The following is a 20,926-nucleotide window of genomic DNA, read 5'->3' on the forward strand; positions in this document are numbered from 1 at the left end:
GCTGACGGTATCGGCTAGTAGACAACGGACGGACGGAGAACATGGCAGCAGCGACAGACGAACCGGCAAAGGGCAAGGGATCGCCGCTGATCATGACGATCGTCGGACTGCTGGTGCTGACCGTTCTTGGCGGCGGCGGCGGCTGGGTGCTGGGAACCGTCGTCGCGCCGAGGATCAAGGCGGCGACCGCTGCCGTGCAGATGACGATCCAGGCCGCCGGCGACAGCAAGCAAGCGGCCGCCGCGGCACAGGCGAACGGCATCATAGCGCTCGATCCGATCACCACCAATCTTGCCTATCCCTCGCAGAGCTGGGTAAGGCTGGAACTCGCCCTGGTCTTCAAGGGACCTACGGATGCTCAGCTCGCCCAGGCGATCCATCAGGATATTCTTGCTTATATCCGCACGGTTTCCCTGCAGCAGATCGAGGGTGCGCGGGGCCTGCAATATCTTCGGGATGACATTCAGGAGCGTGTTGACCTACGCTCTGAAGGACGAGTATCGAAAGTTATGTTCAGAACTTTCGTGATCGAATGATTCGATTAATACTTGCCCTGTCTATATTAGTGATTTCTGTATTGTCGCCTGAACTGGCGATGGCGCAGCAATTGTCGCAACAGCTTCCCACCGATCTTCTGAACGCTCCGGTCAACGGCTCGGTCGCCGCCTGGATCATCCGCACGTTCGGGCTCCTGACGATCCTGTCGATCGCGCCGGGCATCCTGATCATGGTGACGAGCTTTCCGCGCTTCATCATTGCGTTTTCGATCCTGCGCACCGGCATGGGCCTTTCGTCGACGCCGTCGAACATGATCCTGCTGAGCCTCGCCCTGTTCATGACCTTCTATGTCATGTCGCCGACATTCGATCAGGCTTGGAAGGATGGCGTGCAGCCGCTGCTTGCCAATCAGATTTCGGAAGCCGATGCCGTGCAGCGCATCGCCGAGCCGTTCCGCACCTTCATGTCGAACAATACGCGCGACAAGGATCTGAAGCTTTTCGTCGATCTGGCGCAGGAGCGCGGTCAGACGACCGTGGTCGACAACAAGATCGATTATCGTGTCCTGATTCCGGCCTTCATGATCTCGGAGATTCGCCGCGGCTTCGAAATCGGTTTCCTTGTCGTACTGCCGTTTCTGGTCATCGACCTGATCGTGTCGACCATCGTGATGGCCATGGGCATGATGATGCTGCCGCCGACCTCGATTTCGCTGCCGTTCAAGATTCTCTTCTTCGTGCTGATCGACGGCTGGAACCTGCTGGTCGGCAGCCTGGTCCGCTCTTTCCACTGACAGAGCCAGTTTGAAACGATTGCCGGAAGTATCCTCCCGGCAATCGCGACAGCTTACTCGGCCGCGATCGCCGCCGAGTTCTGGTCTTCTTCCATAAAGGCTTCCGTGCGCACCGGCAGCGCCGGCACATCCATGTGATCGGGTGCGAGGCCCTGCTTGGCGCGGGCCGCCATCATCTCGAATGCGGTTTCCAGATGGTGCGTGAAGCGTTCCGCGTCGAAGAGCGGCTTGATGTGGCGATTGGCGGCAAGGGTTTGCTTGAACTGCGCAATGCGCTCCGGCTGGCCGGCAAGTTCTACCGCCATGTCCTCATAGGCCTTGATGTCATCGGCAACCAGTTCCGGCAGGCCGATGGTGTTCAACAGGCTCTCGCTGACGCGCGAGGCGAAATTGGTGCCCTTCACGGTGAGAACAGGCAGACCGCCCCAGAGCTGCTCGGACGTAGTCGTGTGGCCGTTGACCGGGAAGGTGTCGAGGCCGAGATCGGCCAGCTGCTGGCGATCGATGTGATCCTCGTAGCGAATGCGGGTGGTGAAGACGACGCGCTTGCGGTTGATGCCATGCGCTTCCAGACGTGCCCAGAGATTGGCTTCTGCACGGGCGCCGTTACAGAGCAGCCAAAGCACGCTGTTCTTGCTGCGCTTGAGGATATTGCACCACACGTCGACCATCTGCGGGGTGATCTTGCGGTTGCCGTTGAAGGAGGCGAAGACGAAGGCGTCTTCGGGCAGCCCGTGCTGCGCGCGCGTCGTCGGCCGTGGCTTCGGGCGGTTGAGCGGATCGTTCGGCTGGTAGCATTCGGGCAGGCGGCAGAACTTCTCGTGGAAATGCGGCTTCGAATGATCTGGAAGCACATAATGATCGCCGATGATATAGTCGAGGTCGATATTGACGACAGAGCCCGGAAAACCAAGCCAGGAAACCTGGATCGGAGCCGCCATATGGTTGAGGATGAGCGCGCGACTTCCTTTGGTGTGTCCCTTGAGATCGACGAGAATGTCGATATTCCGGGCGCGGATCGCCTCTGCTGCGCCCTGGTCGGACAGACCGCGAACATCGACCATCGTTCCCCACTTCTGATGGTCGAACGCTTGTTCCTTTTGGGAAGCGAGATCGGAATGGTCGAAGAGGGTGATCTCGAACCGATCCCTGTCGTGCAGCTCCAAGGTCCGCTGCATCAGTTTCATCGTCGCGTGGCCAGGCCAGAAATCCGATGAGAGATAGCCGACGCGGATCTTGTTGCTCCACGCGTGCGGCAACTTGCGACGAGCCTCGGCATGGCCGGCGGACAGGGGTTTCGTGTCGTGGACAGCGTGCTTGTTAATTGCTTCATCGCCACACCAATGCAGGTGGAAGAAGGGGTTGTCCGGGATCACGTAGTCGAGATTGCCCTTCGCCAGTGCCGCTGTGATCGGCGCCATGTGCCTGTCGACAGCCGCGAGATCGGATATTTCTCGCGCGAAGATCAGATGGAGTATGCGAGAGATAATGCTCTCGGGATGTTTCTTGAACAGCGTCGCAACCAGGTGTCGGTTGCTTTCGTCATAGAGATCGTCGGTGAGGAGTTTCGCCGCCATGAGCCGATGCCTGAGCTCCGGTCCCTCGACCAGTACCGTCTTGAAGCCGGTGAGGAGTTCTTTCTGCTGTCGGCTCAGGAAAATGCGAACGAGGATGAAGGCAAGATCCGGATCCTTGAACGCCATTGGAAGGATCAGGTTGCCAACCGCGAGCGCCTGATCATCATTGCCGCAATCGCCGTGCAGCAGGAGGGCTTCGCGCAGAAATTCGTCTCGCTGGGGCTTTTGCCGGCCGGCCAGCTCATAGGCGCTTGCCGCATCCGATCTGAAGCCGAGTTTGAGCAGCGTCTTTGCCAGCAATGCGTAGGTCTTTGGCGACCCGTCGCTATTCAGCAGCTCGTTCAACGTTTCGAGTGCGCGCGTATATTGCCCCTTTTGATAGAAGCCGGACGCTGTCACAAAGGCATTTTTCGTATTCACGAGCGAGAACTCCAAGCGGAATGTTGAACTGGCTCTCGACAAAGGCCGAGCACCGGCATCATGGATTCGCCTGATCATCTCTAACGTAGCTTGCCTGAAACCGAAGCATTGGTCGAAAGTGCCTTTACGCATTGTTAGCCAAGTTCAGGACAGGCGGTTCCCGGTGGTCCCAAGTTTAAGAAATTGGCAAGCAATGGGTGCGACCTTCCTCGCAACATGACGGGTTTGGTCCTCCAGGAAAATTGGATCGAGGGGCATGAAGCTGCTCCGTCATCGCCGGTATTTCCAGTCCGGTATGTCCTCCTTTCGTATCCAGTTTCCAGGGGACACACTCAATGACGAGCATCATCACCAACAATTCCGCAATGGCCGCTCTCCAGACGCTGCGCGGCATCAGCTCCAGCCTGCAGGACACGCAGAGCGCCGTTTCTTCCGGCCTGCGCATCTCCAAGGCTTCCGACAACGCTGCTTATTGGTCGATCGCCACCAGCATGAAGTCCGACAATGGCGCTATCGGCGCTGTATCCGACGCTCTCGGCCTCGGCGCCGCCAAGGTTGACACCGCATCGACGGCCGTCAGCAGCGCCATCGACATCGTGGGTCAGATCAAGAACAAGCTTGCCACCGCCATGGAAGGTTCGGTCGACAAGAAGTCTGTTCAGGAAGAAATCGGCCAGCTGCAGCAGCAGCTGCAGAGCGTTGCCCAGTCGGCTTCGTTCAACGGCGAAAACTGGGTCATGGCTCAGAGCGGCGACTCCGCTTCGGTTGTCTCGTCCTTCATCCGCGGCACCAACGGCACCGTTTCGGTCAGCACGACCTCTTACGCCTTCGACACCAGCGCGACCGGCAACGTTCTGTTCGGCTCGAGCGGCGGCACGATCGACACGACTTCGGGCATCCTGGGTACGTCGGATGGTTCGGTTGGCGCTTCGGTCTTCAGCCTTGACATCTCCAGCATGACGAGCGGTCAGATCTCCAGCGCCCTGAACATGGTTCAGACCGCTCTGAACTCCATGACCAGCCTCGGCTCGAAGCTGGGCTCCGTTTCCAGCCGTATCGATCTGCAGACGAGTTTCGCTTCCTCGCTCTCCGACTCGATCCAGTCGGGCGTTGGCAAGCTGGTTGACGCCAACATGGAACAGGAATCGAGCAAGCTGTCCGCTCTGCAGACGCAGCAGCAGCTGGCTATCCAGTCCCTGTCGATCGCCAACTCTTCGAACCAGTCGATCCTGTCGCTCTTCCGTTAATCGGATAGACGGCCCATTCCTAAACAAGAAGTTAACCGCGCCCGTCTAAGGCGCGGTTTTTTTTATGTTTTCTGGGTAAGGGCGGTTCAGATTTTCTTAACTTTATTGCTGTTTCTTAGGGTCATCGAAACGGCGAGTTAACCTTAACGGATTTGGTTAACAGGCATGATGCTGAATGCCGTTACCGGTTTTAGGTCCGGAATGTCCCTTATTTAACCACTGCCAAAGGGGCAAATATCATGACGAGCATTCTTACCAATAACGCCGCAATGGCCGCTCTCCAGACGCTGCGCACCATCGGCTCCAACCTGCAGGACACCCAGGCTGCCGTTTCTTCCGGCCTGCGCATCTCCAAGGCTTCCGACAACGCTGCTTATTGGTCGATCGCCACCAGCATGAAGTCCGACAATGGCGCTATCGGCGCTGTATCCGACGCTCTCGGCCTCGGCGCCGCCAAGGTTGACACTGCAACCACCGCCGTTACCAGCGCCATCGACATTGTCGGCCAGATCAAGAACAAGCTTGCCACCGCCATGGAAGGTTCGGTTGACAAGAAGTCTATTCAGGAAGAAATCGGCCAGCTGCAGCAGCAGCTGCAGAGCGTTGCCCAGTCGGCTTCGTTCAACGGCGAAAACTGGGTCATGGCTCAGAGCGGCGACTCCGCTTCGGTTGTCTCGTCCTTCATCCGCGGCACCAACGGCACCGTTTCGGTCAGCACGACCTCTTACGCCTTCGACACCAGCGCGACCGGCAACGTTCTGTTCGGCTCGAGCGGCGGCACGATCGACACGACTTCGGGCATCCTGGGTACGTCGGATGGTTCGGTTGGCGCTTCGGTCTTCAGCCTCGACATCTCCAGCATGACCGGCGGTCAGATCTCGAGCGCCCTGAACATGGTTCAGACCGCTCTGAACTCCATGACCAGCCTCGGCTCGAAGCTGGGCTCCGTTTCCAGCCGTATCGATCTGCAGACGAGCTTCGCTTCCTCGCTTTCCGACTCGATCCAGTCGGGCGTTGGCAAGCTGGTTGACGCCAACATGGAACAGGAATCGAGCAAGCTGTCCGCTCTGCAGACGCAGCAGCAGCTGGCCGTTCAGTCCCTGTCGATCGCCAACTCCTCGACCCAGTCGATTCTGTCGCTCTTCCGCTAATAAAAAGCGCCAACGCAACGCGTTGGTCGACGGCAAGAGATAGACCTTCACCGCGCCTTCCCCGGAAGGCGCGGTTTTCAATTTTGGTCCGGCACATCGGCGCCGACCAGCTCAGGACGCCTTTGCCGGGGCCGCCCTTTGCCTGACGGCATCGACGAAGCCATCGAATAGTTTCCGCATGGCCGCCTGCTTGTAGGGATAGACGATCGGGTCATCCATGTCGTGGACCACCATTGCCACATCGAGTTCGAACACCAGCAGGCGTCCGTCGGGAAGTTCCGCGCAATCGATGCCGAAATAGTCGAGCTTGATATGGCGGCAAAGGGCCGCGAAGCTCTCCTTGTGGCGCACGGCGAAGTCGTGATCGAAATTTTCCATCCATGCCTGTTCGACGGCGCGTTTTGCCGCGCTCTCCGCCATGCCGGCGCTCAGATAATGCACGATCCAATGGTCCGAGAGCGCCATGTGGCTTGCGAAAGCCTTGCCGTCGATGAACACGACACGCTGCTTGTTGTAGTAGCCGTCAGCTCCGCGAAACTCGATGAAGGGCGCCACGTAAAGCTCGGAGGCGGGCTGTGTCGTCAAAAAGGCTGCCAGCCCGGCCGGATCGGCGATACGTTCCATCCCGCTGCCTGCATGCGTGCTGATCGGGCGAAGGACGAGCGGAAAGGCCAGGCCCGGAGCGCAATCCCCGAGCGGCTTGGCGCCGGCCGCGACGGCTGCAAGATCGGCGCGCGAAACGCGATGGGTGCTTGGCGACAGGATGGACGGCTCGTTGGCCAACATGCCGCTGACGCCGTCGCGCGTGAGCCTGGCGATTAGCTCTGGATCGCGGTTCATAACCGGACCGTCGAGGCCGGCAAGCAGTTTTTGCATATGGGCGAGCAGAGGGGCGTTTTCGGTCGATTCCCCGATCGCCATGAAGGCGACGTCATGGTCCGGCAGGTCGGCGAGGACAGCGGTTTCCAGGTCGACATAATGCAGCCAGAGCACGCAGTCACTGCCGGCCAGTAGGAAGTCGAGCGGCGTATTGGCCATGAAATCGCCTTCGGTCACGAAAGCGAGCAGCCGCGGACCCGTCCCGTTGCCATGGACCACGCAATAGTCGCGGCGTATTTGCACGGCGCTCTTTAAAATCTGGCGAGCCTCATCGCTGCGGCCGAGCGTCTGCAGGATGATGGCCATGTCCAGAAATGCGGCGGCGGCGGTTGGGTCCGCCGTCACGCGCTGCATGAGTTCGTTCCAGAGCGGGGTCACGTCGTGGCCTGCGTAGACGGACGAGACTATTCTCCGCATGCCGAGAATTCGGGCGCTGGCCGGCATGTTCAGGGGCGCCGGATCGGCGGTGGGGGCTTTGGTCATCAGCATTGCGGAAGATCCTGTTGAGAGCCGATTGTCAAAACGCTCCGAACGAGCGCGTCGATATCCGCCAGTCGGGTACGGTGGTTTACGATCGCGGCGCGAATTGCCGGCTGACCGTTCATATGGGTCAGTGACGGAGCGACGCGGCCTTCGGCGTGGAGACGCTCGACGATGTGGGAATTGACGGATGCCGGCATCGTTCCATCGGCTCCGACATAGGCGAAGCAGACGATGTTGAGGGCGACGGGCGCGAGCAGTTTCAGCGCAGGCTCCCGCTCGATCCGCCGCGCAAGCTCGCGTGCCAGCATGCAGTTGGCGCTCATTGCCTCGCCCAATGCTTTGACGCCATAGGTTTTCAGCGTGAACCAGGTCTTCAGAGCCCTGAAACCGCGCGAAAGATCCGGACCGTAGTCGCAGGGCCACCAGTCTCCGCCCGCAAGCCCGGTCGCCGCGCGGCTGAGATAGGCGGCGTCCGAAGCAAAGGCTTGCCGTTGCCACTCGCTGTCCCGCACCAGGAGGAAGCCGGCATCGTAGGGTACCTGACCCCACTTGTGGAAATCGAAGGCAAGGGAATCGCAGGTTTCTATCCCCGCAAACAAAGGTGCGAGCTCCTCGCTGAGGATGCCAAGAGCGCCGAGCGCGCCGTCGACGTGAAAATGAAGATCATGGGTGTCGGCAATGCCGCGCAGGGCGGCCAGGTCATCGACGGCGCCGGTGTTGACTGTTCCCGCGCTGCCGATGAGGAGGAACGGCACGAAGCCTTCCTGCCTGTCGCGCAGGATCGCCTGCTCCAGCGCATGGAGATCGATCCGGCCGAGGGCGTCGACCGGAACGCGCCGCAGCTGATTGCTGCCGATGCCGGACATTTCAAAGGCGCGCGGGACGCAGCCATGCACCTCGCTTGAGGCATAGGCGACCAGCCGGGATTCGTCGGACAGGCCCGTTGCGCGCACGTCACGGCCGAGCTTGCGGCATCTGGCGATCTGTACCGCCACGAAATTGGCCTGCGATGCGCCGGTCAGGAATATGCCGCCGGCCGTTTCCGGAAAGGAGAAGATCTGGCGCGTCCAGCGGATGATCTGGCGCTCGACCTCGATCGGCATATGGTCGCGGCCGCCGAGATTGGCGTTCAGCCCGCCGGCCAGCATTTCAGCCAGCATGCCGGCGACCGTGCCGCCGCCCTGGACCCAGCCCATGAAGCCGGGATGGATGTTGCCGCTGCCGTAGGGCAGGATGTTTTCCCGAAAGATGGCGTGGACTTCAGCCAGATCGCCGGCCTCCACGGGCAACGGCGCATCGAACAAGGCGCGGGCGGAGGCGGGGGCATGCTGCCAAACCGGCTTCGTGCCGAGTGCCTGGAGATGATCGAGCATGTCGTCGAGCATCTGATGACCCTGTTTGCGCAGGGCCTGCCAGTCGTCCGGATCGAGGCTTGTTCGCGCGTGGCGATCAACCGCCGTTCGTCCGGCGTCCTGCAAACTGAACATCTCAACCTCGTCTATGGCCGGCCGTATCCACGCTGCCGTCGGAATGCCCTATGAAAAGTGACCGGCCGCTTCCCGTCCGACACGGACGGATCGCTGCCATGCTACGACGCCCAAGGTGGCGCGAGGCTGACTTGCGAGCCTGCCAGTCATCAGCCGTATGAATTCGTTAACTTTTGGTGGTGGCGTTAACCTTTTATTAACTCTAATGCTGTCAGTTGCAGCTAACGCAACGGTTGGTTAACCCCTCTTAAAAGGCGGTTAACAAGCATGAGGCTGATTGCCGTTCCCGGCCGCAGACCGGATGTCCCTTCCAAATTCAGCCACAAGGGGCACCATTCGATGACCAGCATTCTCACCAACGACGCGGCAATGTCCGCCCTTCAAACCCTGCGCGGCATCAACACGAACCTGCAGGACACGCAGAGCCGCGTATCCTCCGGCTATCGCGTCGCCAAGGCAGCCGACAATGCTGCCTACTGGTCGATCGCGACCACCATGCGCTCCGACAACAGCGCGCTTTCCGCCGTCTCGGACGCATTAGGCTTAGGTGCCGCCAAGGTCGATACAGCCTATGCGGCGATGGATAATTCCATCACCGTCGTGCAGCAGATCAAGGACAAGCTCGTCGCGGCAACCGAAAGCAGCGTTTCGAAGGCTGATATCCAAGAGGAAATCACCCAGCTTCAGCAGCAACTGGAGAGTATCGCACAGTCCGCTTCCTTCTCCGGGCAGAACTGGATGTATGCGGTCAACGGCGCATCGGCCTCCGTCGTCTCCTCCTTCGTGCGCAACAACAACGGCACTGTTTCCGTCAACAGCACCAGCTACAGTTTCGATACCGGTTCGCAGGGCAATGTGCTGTTCGGCGCAAGCGGCGGTACGATCGATACCAGCTCCGGTATTCTCGGCACTCAGCAGAATATCAGCGGCACATCCTATTCGGTCTTCAGTCTCGATATCACCAACATGACGAGCGGCGACATCGGCAAGGCCATGAATCTCGTTCAGAGCGCCCTCAACGCCATGACGACCACGGCCTCGCAGCTCGGCTCGCTTTCGACCCGCATCGATCTGCAGACGAGCTTCGTTTCCACGCTGCGCGACACGATCGATTCCGGCGTCGGCAAGCTTGTCGATGCGGATATGGAAGAGGAGTCGAGCAGGCTGTCGGCGCTGCAGACGCAGCAGCAACTGGCCATCCAGTCGCTTCAGATCGCCAACACCAGCGCGCAGAACGTCCTCTCCCTCTTCAAGTGAGCCTTGACTGGAGCTTGCGTTAGGATGGCGCGGCGGCATTTCCCTCTTGTCGCCGCACATGAGCTTTTGTTAACGTTGTCGCTGATTGATTTGCAGTCTTTTTGCAGGATCCGGCCTTCGATCGTCTTCAGAACGATAGCCGGGCTTTGCTTTAGCGACGGGCCGCGCTGGGATATCCCCCGCTGGTGGGCATGAGGCCAATCGTTGCTACCGGATCGGCCCGGTTTGCCAGTCCCAATGGAATTACGGATTCTCAGATGAGCAATGTGACGACGAATCATGCTGCGTCCGCGGCGCTGACCGTGTTACGCGGAATCAACAAAGATCTCGGTGTCGTGCAGCAGCAGGTCTCGTCCGGTTATCGCATCGCGACGGCGAGCGACGATCCGACCTACTGGTCGATGGCGACCACCATGCGCTCGGACCGGAGCAGCCTTTCCACGATCACGGATGCGCTCGGCCTCGGCTCCTCCAAGGTCGATACCGCGTCCACCGCCATGGATACGGTCGTCAGCCTTTTGACGCAAATCCAGTCAAAGCTGGTTTCGGCAAAGGAAGCGGGCACAAATAAGGATGCGATCAATTCCGATATTCAGCAGCTTAAGAATCAGCTGCAATCCGTTACCCAATCGGCCTCCTTCTCCGGCGAAAATTGGCTCTACAATACCGACCAGCACCCCAGCACGCAGCAATCCGTGATCAGCAATTTCACGCGCGGCGCTGGCGGCCAGATCAGCCTCACGACGATCGGCTACGACAGTTCCCAAACCCTGATGATCGATACCGCCGATGCGAGCCGGGGATTGCTGACAAAGAATGTCGATGCGAGCACGTTCGACACATCGAGCAGCGGCGGTACCACGGCCCGCAACTACTACCTCCTGGCTGCCGATACTGGTACAGCGCCGGCGGGCGGAACGGAGATCGCGATCTCGAGCAGCACGACCGACGACGAGCTGACCGACATGATCAATGTCACCAACTCGCTTCTGAAGTCCGCGACTTCGGCGGATTCGACGCTCGGTTTGATGAAATCGAACATCGACGATCAGTCGGACTATATTTCCAAGCTCAGCGACGCCATCAAGAGCAGCGTCGGCGATCTCGTCGACACGAATATGGAAGAGGCGTCGGTGCGGCAGAATGCCCTGCAGACAGCCCAGCAGATGGGTATTCAGGCGTTGTCGATCGCCAACGGCATGGCGAGCAAGGTGCTGATCCTCCTTCAATCGAAATGATGGGCGGGCGGCCCGGCTCGATCGGCTCTCGACCAAGGCCGCCGCATTCATCCTCGCACAAGTTTGACTGCCTACGGTCCTTCGCAGTGGCATGGTTGCGCAATGTGCCGGTGACGTCAGTCATGTCCGGAAGCGCAGCCCGAGGACGGAAACCGGAAGCGTGATGATCGACGTTTTGAGAATGGGAATGGAGCTGCCCTCGGCTGGGACGGACGTGCTGCATCTTTCCGATGCGAATGGGGAGATGCGCGCTTGAGCCTGGCACTATCCCGATACCTCAAGGATTTCAGCGCCGAACAGGCCCCGCCGCCGCCTGCGGAGGACGCAGCGTTTGCGCATTTGATGGAGTTTCCCGAAAGTCCGGTCGAGCCGCCTGTCGATATCGAGGCCGAGCGCCGGGCCGCCTATGCAGAGGGACACGAGGCCGCGACGCAGGAACTGTCGCAGAAGCATCAGGCCGAGCTCGATACCATGGCCGTGTCGTTTCAGGCCGAAAAGGAGGCGTTGCGGACGCGTTATGAAGAACAGGCGGCCGAGAACATCGCGGCCGGCGTGACGCGCATGGCCACGATGTTGGGTCAGGCGATCAGCGCGGAAACGGCGGCCATTCTTGCGCCGATCATGACCGAAACGCTGACAGCCAAGGCCGTTGCCGATCTCGCCGATCTGGTCAGGGCCGCAATTCTCGACGGTAGCGCCGGATCGATCTCCGTCAGCGGCCCGCATCGTCTCTTCGAGGCCCTTCATGCGCATCTCGGCGCCGACGGCGCCCTGTTGCGTCACGTCGAGACGCAGGACGTCGATCTCACCGTCACCATTGGCGAGAGCGTTCTCGTGACCCGAATGTCAGCCTGGGCCGCTAGTCTGAAAGAGATATTGAAATGAGCGACGGCGATCAAAATCACGGCAAGCACGAGATCATCATCGTCAAGCGCCATGGCGGCGGCGATCATGACGCCGGCCACGGCGGCGCGTGGAAGATCGCCTATGCCGACTTCATGACGGCCATGATGGCCTTCTTCCTGGTAATGTGGCTCGTCAATGCCGCCAACGAGGAGACGAAGGCCTCCGTTGCCTCCTATTTCAATCCCATCAAACTGGCGGACGAAAAGCCGACGGAGAAGGGTCTCAAGAAGCCCGTCGACCAGGCTCAGGGTGAAAAGAACCAGCAGAAGTCGGATAAGCCGCAGGACAAGCCGAACGAGGGCAAATCCGCCAAGACGGGTGAGGACCTGACATCGACGTCGGGCGATCAGACGAATTATTCCGAGGCCGATTTCTTCGAGAACCCCTATTCGGTTCTGGCGGAAATCGCGCAGGAAGTCGGCCAGCAGGCCAATGTCAGCGCCAAGGGCGAGGGCGGTGCCGCCCAGTCCGGCCCAGCCACGGGTGCGGATGGCGGTCAGGCCTATCGCGATCCCTTCGATCCTGATTTCTGGACCAAGCAGGTTCGGGTTTCCAGCGCCTCCAAGAAGGCGAATGAGGAACAGTCCGCCAAGTCGGATCAAACGGACAAGGGCGAAGTGATCGCCCTGTCGAAGGCAACGGCCTCCGATACCGGCCAGCCGGCGGATCAGCCGCAGACGCCGGAACAGCAGCCGACGGTGAGCGAGCAGGCGACCGGCAAGCAGCAGGAAAAGCAGACGCAAGCTCAGCAAATCGCCAAGGTCTCCGGACAAAGCGACGCGTCGATGCCTGAAGACAATGCCGCCATGCCCCAGGGCAAGGATGTGACGCCGACGAAGGCGCAGCAGCAGGAAGCCAAGGATTTGCAGCAGGCGATCAAGGCCGAGATCAACGGTGTGGCCGGCCAGCTGGCCGAGGGGTTGCAAGTCACCGCGGCCGAAGGCGGTGTGCTGGTGACGATTTCCGATCAGAGCAATGATCCGATGTTCAACATCGGCTCGGCCGTTCCGCGCCGGGAGATGGTGCTGGCCATGGAGAAGATCGGCAAGATCCTGGCCGAGCACAAGGGATCGATCCTGGTCCGGGGCCACACGGACGGGCGTCCCTACATGGTCGGCGGCCGCAACGACAACTGGCGCCTGTCGCTCGACCGTGCCCAAAGCGCCTACTATATGCTGACCAGCGGCGGGTTGGACGAGAAGCGGATCGCGCAGGTCTCCGGCTTCGCGGACCGACGGCTGAAGCTGCCCAGCGATCCCTTCAACGATGCCAATCGCCGTATCGAGATCCTGATTGCCAATCCTTCGGACCAGGCCGTGAAGGAAGGGGCCAGCCCTGATGCGCAGAGCCCGGCCAAGCCCGCTTCGGGGAAGGGCAAGTCAGGCCAAGGCAAGCAGGGCTAGTTCATGGCGCGCAAACAGCATCGTCATCACCTCGCGCTCACCCTCACCCTCGGCATGCTGATGCCGGGGGCCGCGAGCGCCGAGGGGCAGGACAGCCTGCCGCTCTACAAGATGCTGCGCTCGCTTGAATTCGTCCAGGATTCCGTCGCTGCGGGCGACAGCTCCGCCGGAGAGATGCAGCGCTTTCTGCTCGCCACTATCGATGAGCGCCTGCGCAATGCCGATAAATCCGTATTCGAGGACAGCCGCAACGTCGATGCGGCGCTGATCTATGCCATGAGCGGCGGCAACCCGGAAACGCTCGAATATCTGATGTCGCGCGACCTCAACGGCAATTTCGACAATCGCGTCGCGGATGTCTTGAGAAAATATCTGAACGGCAAGGGGCTGCTGGTCGTCAATACGCTTGCCGATATCGCCAGGGAATATCGCGACAAGCCGATCGGTCCTTATCTCTCGCTCGTTGCCGGCAACGTCATGTCCGGCAAGAACGGCAAGGTGGCCCTGCAGCTTTACGATTGGGCGCGGTTGATGGCGCCCGGCACGATCGTCGAGGAATCGGCACTGCGTCGCTCGCTGGCTTTATGTGCCGATGCGGGAATGGTGCCGACCGGGCTCGATTATGCGCGGCGCTATACGAGGCGCTTCCTGCATTCGCCCTATGCCAGTCAGTTTGCCGATCTTTTCGTGCAGCTCGTGGTGGATCACGATTCCGACGTCAAGCAGCAGGATATTGTCGACATTCTGTCCTTCATGGATCCGCCCAGGCAAAGGGAGATCTATCTGCGCATGGCGCGCCGGGCGGCGATCGCCGGCAAGGCTGATCTCGCCGCGCTGGCGGCCGGCCGCGCCCAAGCTATCTCTACCACCGACGGCGGCGACGCCTTCGGTGCGCTGGCGAACTTCTATGGCGGCGTGGCGGGCGTATCCACGCCGGAACTGAAGTCGGCGATCAACGATCTCAATCAGATGCCGGTGGGCGAGCTCAACGCGCGCGATCGTGCCTTGCGCGATGCCGCAAAGGCGGTCGCACAGGAGATACTGCGCGCCCCCGAACCTGCAAGCCTCGGGCAAGCCAACGTTTCTAACCTGCCCAATCAACAGAATACTGAACACGATGCTGCTGTGACGAATCAATCGGGAGGCCAATCTCCCGGCACGGCGGGTGTTGAGCAGGGAGCCTCGGTAAACGCGGCTCCCGCCTCGGAGGGAGGGCGGCAGGAAGCCGGCTCTTCGTTCAACGCATTCGTCACGACGAGCCGTTCGAAGCTGGATGCCATCGACGGCCTGTTGAAGCAGGAAAGTCATTGATCATGAACGACATCGGTGTATCCAGCGCCTCATCCGGGGCGGATATTCTTACTGCCGCCAAGGGCACCCGCTCCGCGAAGCAGGACGACGGCAAGGGCTTTATCGATGCGCTGACCGGTTCGCTCGGCAACGGGCGCAAATCCTCCGGGACGGATGCGTCGGCGAACGCGAACACGACAGCCGATGACGATGCGGATGCCGTAAAGACAGCTGCAAGCGATCCCGCGTCGGTAGCCCTCGCCGTTGTCGAAGACGCCAACGCCGGAGTTGGTATGATCGATACGTCCGGAGCCAATCTCGCCAATCTCGCCGGTCTGACCAAGGGGGCAAAGCCGTCCCAGGGCGCGGGTGCGGCCGCGCTCACGAAATCGCTGATAGAACTGCAGAAGGCGATATCCGCGACGACGCAGGACCACACGCTTCCTGCGGAAGGTGATCAGACGGGGGTGGCCACCGATCCGGCGGCACCGGCTGTCGACCCCAGCAAGGTGGCGGCACAACCGGCCACGCTCGATCAGCTTGCCGAACTCGCGCAGCAATTGGCCGATGTCACCGCGACCGACGGTCAAACCATGCCGGCGAAGGGCGATGGCAAAACGCCTGCCGTGAAAGACGGGAAGGATGCACAGTCCGCGGATGATGGTAAGTCTGTGCCGACGCAAGCCGGCCAGGCCGACAATACGATTTCCGCTGCGCTGTCGCTGCTGAACGTTCCGCAGCCCGTCGTTGCGGCACAAGCGGGCACGGCGCCGGCGGGCAAGACGACCGACGATGCGAAAATCCAGGGAATGCCGCTCGGCAACGCGGCCGTCACGAATGATGCATCGGATGCGGCGGTGACGCTGCCGGATGACGGCAAGGGGGCGGATGCCGCGCAGACCTTCCGCCTGACGCGGTCGGATGGTCGTGGCAGCGCGCTCGACCTGTCGATCAGCAAGAGCGGAGATGATGCGGCAGACGTCAAGGTGGCGGCTTCCGCAGGCGGCGACACCCCGACGATTACGGTCTTGGATTCCCGCCGTTATCTGGGGCTTGCCACCAATTCCAACTCGTCGCTCGTCGCCGGAGCTCTGGCAGGCGATCGCGAATGGTCTGCCGCGATGCAGCCGGGTTCGGCGCTTTCCAATGCCGCGAACCTGTCGAGCACGGGCAAGGTTGTCAACACGCTGAAGATCCAGCTGCGTCCAGACAATCTCGGCGATGTCACGGCCACCATGCGGCTTTCCGGAGATCAGCTGAGCGTCGACCTGAAAGTGCAGACGGGCGAGGCCTACAGGCAGCTTCATGCCGATCAAAGCCATATGGTCGATGCGCTGCGCGCCCAAGGCTACCAGGTGGACAGTATCACCGTCACCCTGGCCTCCAATGCGGATCAGCAGTCGGACAGCGGGCGTAATTCCGGGTCGAACCAGCAACAGTCCCTGTTGAACCAGGGACAAGGGGGCGACGCGCGTCCCAGGGGCCAGAACTATTCGGGACAGCAGTCAGATGAAAACAATGGCAATCGCAGTTCGGGTGAGCGCGGTGTTGAGGACGGCGCTGCTGGTGGCGTTCAGCGTTCTCGTTCTGGCGCCGTTTACCTCTGAGGCGCTCGCGTCGGGTAATCCGACGCCGCCGGACAATGGTGCCGCGGGCCTTTGCGAACGCGAAATTCAGTCTGCTGCCGCGAAGTACGGAATACCGGAAGGGATACTCTATTCTGTCGGCTTAACGGAGACGGGGCGTAAAGGATCGCTTTATCCCTATGCCCTCAATGTCGAGGGGCGGCCGATCTTCCCGCCGTCGGAGGGCGCCGCCCTGCAGGTCTTCGCCGCGGCACGGCAGAGCGGTGCAAAGCTTATCGACGTCGGCTGCATGCAGATCAACCAGTATTTTCACGGCGAAAACTTTACGTCCGTCGATGCAATGTTCGATCCGCGCAGCAACGTCGAGTATGCCGCGAAGTTTCTCCGCAATCTGCATGACAGGCACGAGACTTGGACGATGGCGGTAGCCAGATACCACGCGGGTCCGAACAACGACCCCGCCCAGAAGGTCTATGTCTGCCGTGTGATCGCCAATCTGGTTGCCACCGGCTACGGAAAGTGGACGCCCAATGCGGCGACCTTCTGTCAAAACTAAGCATCTATAGGTTGCAATGCCTTCTGGTTAGCCGGTGCTAACTCAATTGGGGTTGTTGACTGCCGTTGATTTGCCCAAAATGCGCTTGTTAATAATACGCTAACGAACAAGTTTTTTATCGGTGTAAAACGCAGAGCACCTACTACATCTAGTGCAAATCGCCCCTCCAAAGTTAATCAATTATTAATTCCCGTCACTCATTTCCGACAGTTGTTCGTGATTCGCCCGATTCGTACTCATGGTTCATCGAAACACCACACTGATTCGGAGGCGGACGAATGATCGTAGTGGTTGATGAGCGAGAGCTTGTTAAGGACGGATATACATCACTGTTTGGACGCGAGGGCATCCCTTCCACGGGGTTTGATCCACGCGAATTCGGCGAATGGGTAACGACGGCGGCAGAGGGCGATATTGCTGCCGTTGAAGCCTTCCTGATCGGGCAGGGCCAGCATGTGCTCGAGCTTCCCAGGGCGATTCGCGATCGGACGACGGCGCCTGTGATCGCGGTCAGCGACCAGCCGTCGTTGGAAGCCACCCTTGCACTCTTCGATTGCGGCGTCGACGATGTCGTGCGCAAGCCGGTGCATCCCCGGGAGATCCTGGCGAGGGCCGCCGCGATCCGCCGTAGGCTGAAGGCGATCAACAACTATACCGATATCGGCCCGATACGCGTTTTCGCTGACGGTCGTGATCCGGAAGTCAACGGTTCCGTATTTGCCTTGCCGCGCCGCGAGCGCCGCATCCTCGAATACTTGATCGCCAATCGCGGTCGCAGGGTGACGAAGACGCAGATCTTTAACGCCATCTACGGCATCTTCGACGAAGAAGTCGAAGAAAACGTGGTTGAAAGCCATATTTCGAAGCTGCGCAAGAAACTGCGCAAGAAGCTCGGTTTCGATCCGGTCGATTCCAAGCGCTTCCTCGGCTACTGCATCGACTGGAGTTGACGTCTTCAATCGGCATCCAGAATGCTAAATTCATGAATAGGCCCGAGAATCACCCCGATTCTCGGGCCTATTCTTTTGCATCCGTGGGGTCGTCATCGTCGCGGTAGGTGCGTCGTTCCTTACGATTTTCGCGAGCGCCGCCGGCGATCAAGCCGCAATACGACGCTTGCGGAGCAGCTTTTCGCGATGGCCGGCTTTTCGTCCTCTCAGACAGCTTCACGCAAGGCCCGCCACCTACTCTCAGTCGTATGAAGGATAACGAGGATTCCAGATGAGGAATTTCGGCAGCATGAAGACCGCATTTGCGGAAGTGGATGCACGGGCAGCTCGCCTGAGCGCTGCTTTTGAAGGCGTTGCCGTGGCGATGTCGTCTCATCATGCCGGTGTAACCGGGGCGGGTGTTTTGCATGTTCCGGCCACCGGTCCCGATCTCCGCCACAGCGGTGTCCGCGTGTTCCAGTATGCTTGCAGATGGTCGTTTCCGGCTCGCCCAGGCGGTCATCCGTCCCGTGCCAACGACAATCTGGTGACCTTCGCCGGCCTCGCTCTGACAGGCTATTCCGTCACTTCCGGCGCGCCATCGGCCATTCTGCGGCGCTAAAACGAATAGGGTATCGAGTCAGTCATGTCGCTCACAACAGCTCTCAATAACGCGCAGGCAATATTCAACAATACCGGCACGCAGAGCAGCGTCGTGTCGAACAATATCGCCAACGCCAGCAACACGAATTATTCGCGTCGTCAGGCGATGCTGACCACCGATATGGCCGGCGCCCAAGTGGTCAAGATCGACCGCAGCAGCGAGCCGGCGCTACAGAAGGCCTATCTCAGCTCGTCGTCATCGGACTCGGCACAGCAACTGCTTCTGAAAGCCTACAGCAACCTTCAGTCGGCTACGCTCGGAGGCAACGACAACGAGATTTCTCCGGCGACCTATCTGTCGGCATTTCAGGATGCGATGCAGACCTATGCCGGGTCGCCATCCAGCACCACGGCGGCTCAATCCGCGATCAATGCCGCGCAAAGCCTTTCGACCGCGCTCAACAATGCCACGACCGCCGTACAGAGCGCCCGCACCGACGCCGACAAGCAGATCAGCTCCGACGTCGATACGCTGAACAGCCTGTTGAAGCAGTTCCAGACCGCGAACGATGCGGTGAAGACGGCCACGACGACCGCCGGGCCGACGTCGAGCGCCCTTGCCGATGCCCTCGACCAGCGCGATTCGATCCTGAACCAGATTTCGAAGATTGTCGGCGTGACGACGGTGACGCGCGGCAACAACGACATGGCGCTCTACACCACGAGCGGAACGACCCTGTTCGAAACCATTCCGCGCACGGTGACGTTTCAACCGACGAATTCCTATACGGCCAGCACGGTCGGCAACAATGTCTATATCGACGGCGTCGCGCTGACGTCTGGGCAAGGCGCGAATACGACGGCGCAGGGCAGTCTTCAGGCGGCGCTGCAGGTTCGGGACGATGTCGCACCGACCTACCAGAAGCAGCTCGATGAGATCGCGCGCGGCCTGGTGACCACGTTTGCGGAAACCAACAGTAATCCCGCAAAGCCGACCCTGCCCGGCCTGTTTACCTGGAGCGGCGGCAGCGTTCCGACCGGTGCTACCGCAGTCACCGGCCTGGCTGGCTTGATAACCGTTAATCCGAAGTTAATCACGTCTCAAGGCGGCGACCCGACATTGCTGCGTGATGGTGGTATTAATAACGATACCGCGACTGGAGTGACGGGTTACACGAAGAATACCAGCGGTGGCACCGGTTATTCCACTCAGCTGGACGCCTTTATCACTGCCATGAATACGAAGATGGATTTCGATGCCACGGCCGGCTCCGATACCAGGGCCAGCCTCATGGACTATGCATCGAGTTCCATCGGCTGGCTCGAAGGTCAGCGCAGCACGGCAACGACTGCGGCCGAGAACACATCCGCGGCACTATCGCGCTCTTCGGGCGCTTATTCGAATGCGACCGGCGTCAATCTCGATGAGGAACTGACGCTGATGATGGATATCGAGCAGTCCTACAAGGCTGGAACGAAGATATTGAACGCTGTCAACGAGATGCTTCAATCGGTACTGGATATTGCGAGCTAAGCCATGAAACTTTCTTTCATTTCGAGCACGGCCATTCAGAACGCCATGCGTCAGACGATCCGTCAGGCGCAGAATGAGATGACCAGTGCTTCTACAGAAGCAACCACGGGCGTTTACGCCGACATCGGGGTTTCGTTGGGCAGCGGCACATCGCTCAGCGTGAACCTGACGCGGGAAGTGTCGAGGATCGACTCTATTCTCAGCAGTAATTCCATCGCAAATCAGCGCATGACCTCCTCGCAGACCGCGTTGAGCGATATGGGTAGCCAGGCGCAGAAGCTGATGGACCAGTTGGTGGCCCTGCGCGGAAACACGGATGGCAGTAGCATAGCGCTGACGCAGTCGACCGCGACGTCCACCCTTTCGAGCGTTGTTGCTTCTGCCAACACCATGGTCAACGGTGAATATCTCTTCGCCGGCACCAATACCGATGTCCAGCCGATGACGGATAAATCCGCCGCGACGAACACGGCAATCCAGACCGCGCTCACCGCCTATATGGCCGCTCAGACCCCGCCGGTAACTTCGACAAGCGATCTGACGGGCGCCCAGATGAAGGACTTCATCACCACCAAGGTCGAGCCGATGTTCACCTCCGATAGCAGCTGGGCAAGCTGGTCGAGCGCGTCGGACCAGAATATGACAAGCCGCATCAGCAATTCGGAAGTGGTAGAGACGTCGACAAACTCGAATTCCTCCGGCATTCGCTATCTGGCACTTGCAACCAGCGTCACCAATGCGCTGATGAAAACGACGCCGGCCCTGAGTTCGGACGCGCTGAATGCGGTGACCGATCAGGCCATCAGCTACTCGCGTCAGGCGGTTGACGGCTTGAACAGCCAGTCAAGCCAGCTCGGCCTGTCGCAGTCGCGCCTCTCGGATGCGAACACGACGCTGAATGCCCAGAAGACCATTCTCAATACCAGCCTGGGCGATCTGACGGGGGTCGATCCCTATGAGGCTTCGACCAAGGTCAATAGCCTCGAGACCCAGCTCGAGACCGCTTACACTATTGTTTCAAAGATCCAGCAGCTCAGCCTTGTAAATTACCTTTGATGATCAAAGGGACGGAATGACCAGGAAGGATGC

18 protein-coding genes are annotated in these 20,926 nt (G+C 60.0%); 15 read left to right on the plus strand and 3 right to left on the minus strand.

The genetic code is table 11. From position 1 onward, the window contains the following. The first annotated feature begins 41 nt into the window (after nt 1-41). Together HGP12_RS19745 and fliP are read left to right on the plus strand one after the other, a co-directional pair. The gene (locus HGP12_RS19745) at nt 42-536 is read left to right on the plus strand and encodes a flagellar basal body-associated FliL family protein (RefSeq protein ID WP_168841021.1); all 495 of its coding nucleotides are present in this window, start codon (nt 42-44) and stop codon (nt 534-536) included. Continuing rightward, nucleotides 533-1,291, plus strand: a complete 759-nt coding sequence (gene fliP, locus HGP12_RS19750) for a flagellar type III secretion system pore protein FliP (RefSeq protein WP_112343820.1) — start codon at nt 533-535, stop codon at nt 1,289-1,291. Before HGP12_RS19745 ends, fliP begins: the two co-directional genes overlap by 4 nt. Nucleotides 1,292-1,344: 53 nt before the next feature. Here the strand turns inward: fliP and HGP12_RS19755 are convergent, their stop codons facing one another. Continuing rightward, nucleotides 1,345-3,288, minus strand: a complete 1,944-nt coding sequence (locus HGP12_RS19755) for a glycosyl transferase (RefSeq protein WP_168841020.1) — start codon at nt 3,286-3,288, stop codon at nt 1,345-1,347. Nucleotides 3,289-3,623: 335 nt separating this feature from the next. Here HGP12_RS19755 and HGP12_RS19760 point away from each other — a divergent pair, with 335 nt between their 5' ends. Together HGP12_RS19760 and HGP12_RS19765 are read left to right on the plus strand one after the other, a co-directional pair. Continuing rightward, nucleotides 3,624-4,535 (plus strand): flagellin, encoded by a 912-nt coding sequence (locus tag HGP12_RS19760; protein WP_168841019.1) that lies wholly within the window; start codon nt 3,624-3,626, stop codon nt 4,533-4,535. 239 nt (nt 4,536-4,774) lie between these two features. Continuing rightward, the gene (locus HGP12_RS19765; RefSeq protein ID WP_168841018.1) at nt 4,775-5,686 is read left to right on the plus strand and encodes a flagellin; all 912 of its coding nucleotides are present in this window, start codon (nt 4,775-4,777) and stop codon (nt 5,684-5,686) included. 111 nt (nt 5,687-5,797) lie between these two features. On the opposite strand, the gene HGP12_RS19770 is transcribed toward HGP12_RS19765, so the two are convergent. Both HGP12_RS19770 and HGP12_RS19775 read right to left on the minus strand, forming a co-directional pair. Then, nucleotides 5,798-7,054, minus strand: coding sequence for a RimK family alpha-L-glutamate ligase (locus HGP12_RS19770; RefSeq protein WP_168841017.1), 1,257 nt, complete (start codon nt 7,052-7,054; stop codon nt 5,798-5,800). Next, nucleotides 7,048-8,535, minus strand: a complete 1,488-nt coding sequence (locus HGP12_RS19775; RefSeq protein WP_168841016.1) for a pyridoxal-dependent decarboxylase — start codon at nt 8,533-8,535, stop codon at nt 7,048-7,050. The genes HGP12_RS19770 and HGP12_RS19775 overlap by 7 nt, the downstream gene beginning before the upstream one ends. Before the next feature lie 339 nt (nt 8,536-8,874). On the opposite strand from HGP12_RS19775, the gene HGP12_RS19780 reads away from it, so the two are divergent. From HGP12_RS19780 to HGP12_RS19830, 11 genes are all read left to right on the plus strand, one after another. After that, nucleotides 8,875-9,792, plus strand: a complete 918-nt coding sequence (locus HGP12_RS19780; RefSeq protein ID WP_168841015.1) for a flagellin — start codon at nt 8,875-8,877, stop codon at nt 9,790-9,792. Between the two features lie 257 nt (nt 9,793-10,049). Next, nucleotides 10,050-11,030, plus strand: coding sequence for a flagellin (locus HGP12_RS19785; RefSeq protein ID WP_168841014.1), 981 nt, complete (start codon nt 10,050-10,052; stop codon nt 11,028-11,030). A gap of 252 nt (nt 11,031-11,282) precedes the next feature. Further along, nucleotides 11,283-11,915: a hypothetical protein gene (locus HGP12_RS19790; protein WP_168841013.1), complete on the plus strand. Its 633-nt coding sequence runs from the start codon at nt 11,283-11,285 to the stop codon at nt 11,913-11,915. Continuing rightward, a complete protein-coding gene (locus HGP12_RS19795) occupies nt 11,912-13,339 on the plus strand; it encodes a MotB family protein (RefSeq protein ID WP_168841012.1) in 1,428 nt (475 codons plus the stop codon). The genes HGP12_RS19790 and HGP12_RS19795 overlap by 4 nt, the downstream gene beginning before the upstream one ends. A gap of 3 nt (nt 13,340-13,342) precedes the next feature. Next, on the plus strand, nt 13,343-14,650 hold the full coding sequence (motC, locus tag HGP12_RS19800) for a chemotaxis protein MotC (RefSeq protein WP_168841011.1): 1,308 nt from the start codon (nt 13,343-13,345) through the stop codon (nt 14,648-14,650). Nucleotides 14,651-14,652: 2 nt separating this feature from the next. Beyond that, complete coding sequence (locus HGP12_RS19805) at nt 14,653-16,236, plus strand: flagellar hook-length control protein FliK (protein ID WP_168841010.1); 1,584 nt, start codon at nt 14,653-14,655, stop codon at nt 16,234-16,236. Then, on the plus strand, nt 16,139-16,771 hold the full coding sequence (locus HGP12_RS19810) for a transglycosylase SLT domain-containing protein (RefSeq protein WP_409526843.1): 633 nt from the start codon (nt 16,139-16,141) through the stop codon (nt 16,769-16,771). The genes HGP12_RS19805 and HGP12_RS19810 overlap by 98 nt, the downstream gene beginning before the upstream one ends. A gap of 278 nt (nt 16,772-17,049) precedes the next feature. After that, on the plus strand, nt 17,050-17,721 hold the full coding sequence (rem, locus tag HGP12_RS19815) for a transcriptional activator Rem (protein WP_168841008.1): 672 nt from the start codon (nt 17,050-17,052) through the stop codon (nt 17,719-17,721). Nucleotides 17,722-18,010: 289 nt separating this feature from the next. Then, a complete protein-coding gene (locus HGP12_RS19820; RefSeq protein ID WP_168841007.1) occupies nt 18,011-18,322 on the plus strand; it encodes a hypothetical protein in 312 nt (103 codons plus the stop codon). A gap of 24 nt (nt 18,323-18,346) precedes the next feature. After that, nucleotides 18,347-19,837 carry a flagellar hook-associated protein FlgK gene (gene flgK / locus HGP12_RS19825; protein WP_168841006.1) on the plus strand — a complete coding sequence of 497 codons (1,491 nt, stop codon included), beginning with the start codon at nt 18,347-18,349 and terminating at the stop codon, nt 19,835-19,837. Nucleotides 19,838-19,840: 3 nt separating this feature from the next. After that, the gene (locus tag HGP12_RS19830; RefSeq protein WP_168841005.1) at nt 19,841-20,893 is read left to right on the plus strand and encodes a flagellar hook-associated family protein; all 1,053 of its coding nucleotides are present in this window, start codon (nt 19,841-19,843) and stop codon (nt 20,891-20,893) included. Nucleotides 20,894-20,926: the final 33 nt, after the last annotated feature.

It is taken from the genome of Rhizobium sp. P28RR-XV, from assembly GCF_012641385.1.
GTDB lineage: Bacteria > Pseudomonadota > Alphaproteobacteria > Rhizobiales > Rhizobiaceae > Rhizobium.

What these genes read in the sequence shown, in the direction of transcription:
- rem (WP_168841008.1), top strand. Translation starts at nt 17,050, where the DNA reads ATGATCGTAGTGGTTGATGAGCGAGAGCTTGTTAAGGACGGATATACA.
- HGP12_RS19805 (WP_168841010.1), top strand. Translation starts at nt 14,653, where the DNA reads ATGAACGACATCGGTGTATCCAGCGCCTCATCCGGGGCGGATATTCTT.
- HGP12_RS19745 (WP_168841021.1), top strand. Translation starts at nt 42, where the DNA reads ATGGCAGCAGCGACAGACGAACCGGCAAAGGGCAAGGGATCGCCGCTG.
- HGP12_RS19795 (WP_168841012.1), top strand. Translation starts at nt 11,912, where the DNA reads ATGAGCGACGGCGATCAAAATCACGGCAAGCACGAGATCATCATCGTC.
- HGP12_RS19765 (WP_168841018.1), top strand. Translation starts at nt 4,775, where the DNA reads ATGACGAGCATTCTTACCAATAACGCCGCAATGGCCGCTCTCCAGACG.
- motC (WP_168841011.1), top strand. Translation starts at nt 13,343, where the DNA reads ATGGCGCGCAAACAGCATCGTCATCACCTCGCGCTCACCCTCACCCTC.
- HGP12_RS19810 (WP_409526843.1), top strand. Translation starts at nt 16,139, where the DNA reads ATGAAAACAATGGCAATCGCAGTTCGGGTGAGCGCGGTGTTGAGGACG.
- HGP12_RS19770 (WP_168841017.1), bottom strand. Translation starts at nt 7,054, where the DNA reads ATGCTGATGACCAAAGCCCCCACCGCCGATCCGGCGCCCCTGAACATG.
- HGP12_RS19760 (WP_168841019.1), top strand. Translation starts at nt 3,624, where the DNA reads ATGACGAGCATCATCACCAACAATTCCGCAATGGCCGCTCTCCAGACG.
- fliP (WP_112343820.1), top strand. Translation starts at nt 533, where the DNA reads ATGATTCGATTAATACTTGCCCTGTCTATATTAGTGATTTCTGTATTG.
- HGP12_RS19780 (WP_168841015.1), top strand. Translation starts at nt 8,875, where the DNA reads ATGACCAGCATTCTCACCAACGACGCGGCAATGTCCGCCCTTCAAACC.
- HGP12_RS19820 (WP_168841007.1), top strand. Translation starts at nt 18,011, where the DNA reads ATGAAGACCGCATTTGCGGAAGTGGATGCACGGGCAGCTCGCCTGAGC.
- HGP12_RS19785 (WP_168841014.1), top strand. Translation starts at nt 10,050, where the DNA reads ATGAGCAATGTGACGACGAATCATGCTGCGTCCGCGGCGCTGACCGTG.
- HGP12_RS19775 (WP_168841016.1), bottom strand. Translation starts at nt 8,535, where the DNA reads ATGTTCAGTTTGCAGGACGCCGGACGAACGGCGGTTGATCGCCACGCG.
- HGP12_RS19830 (WP_168841005.1), top strand. Translation starts at nt 19,841, where the DNA reads ATGAAACTTTCTTTCATTTCGAGCACGGCCATTCAGAACGCCATGCGT.
- flgK (WP_168841006.1), top strand. Translation starts at nt 18,347, where the DNA reads ATGTCGCTCACAACAGCTCTCAATAACGCGCAGGCAATATTCAACAAT.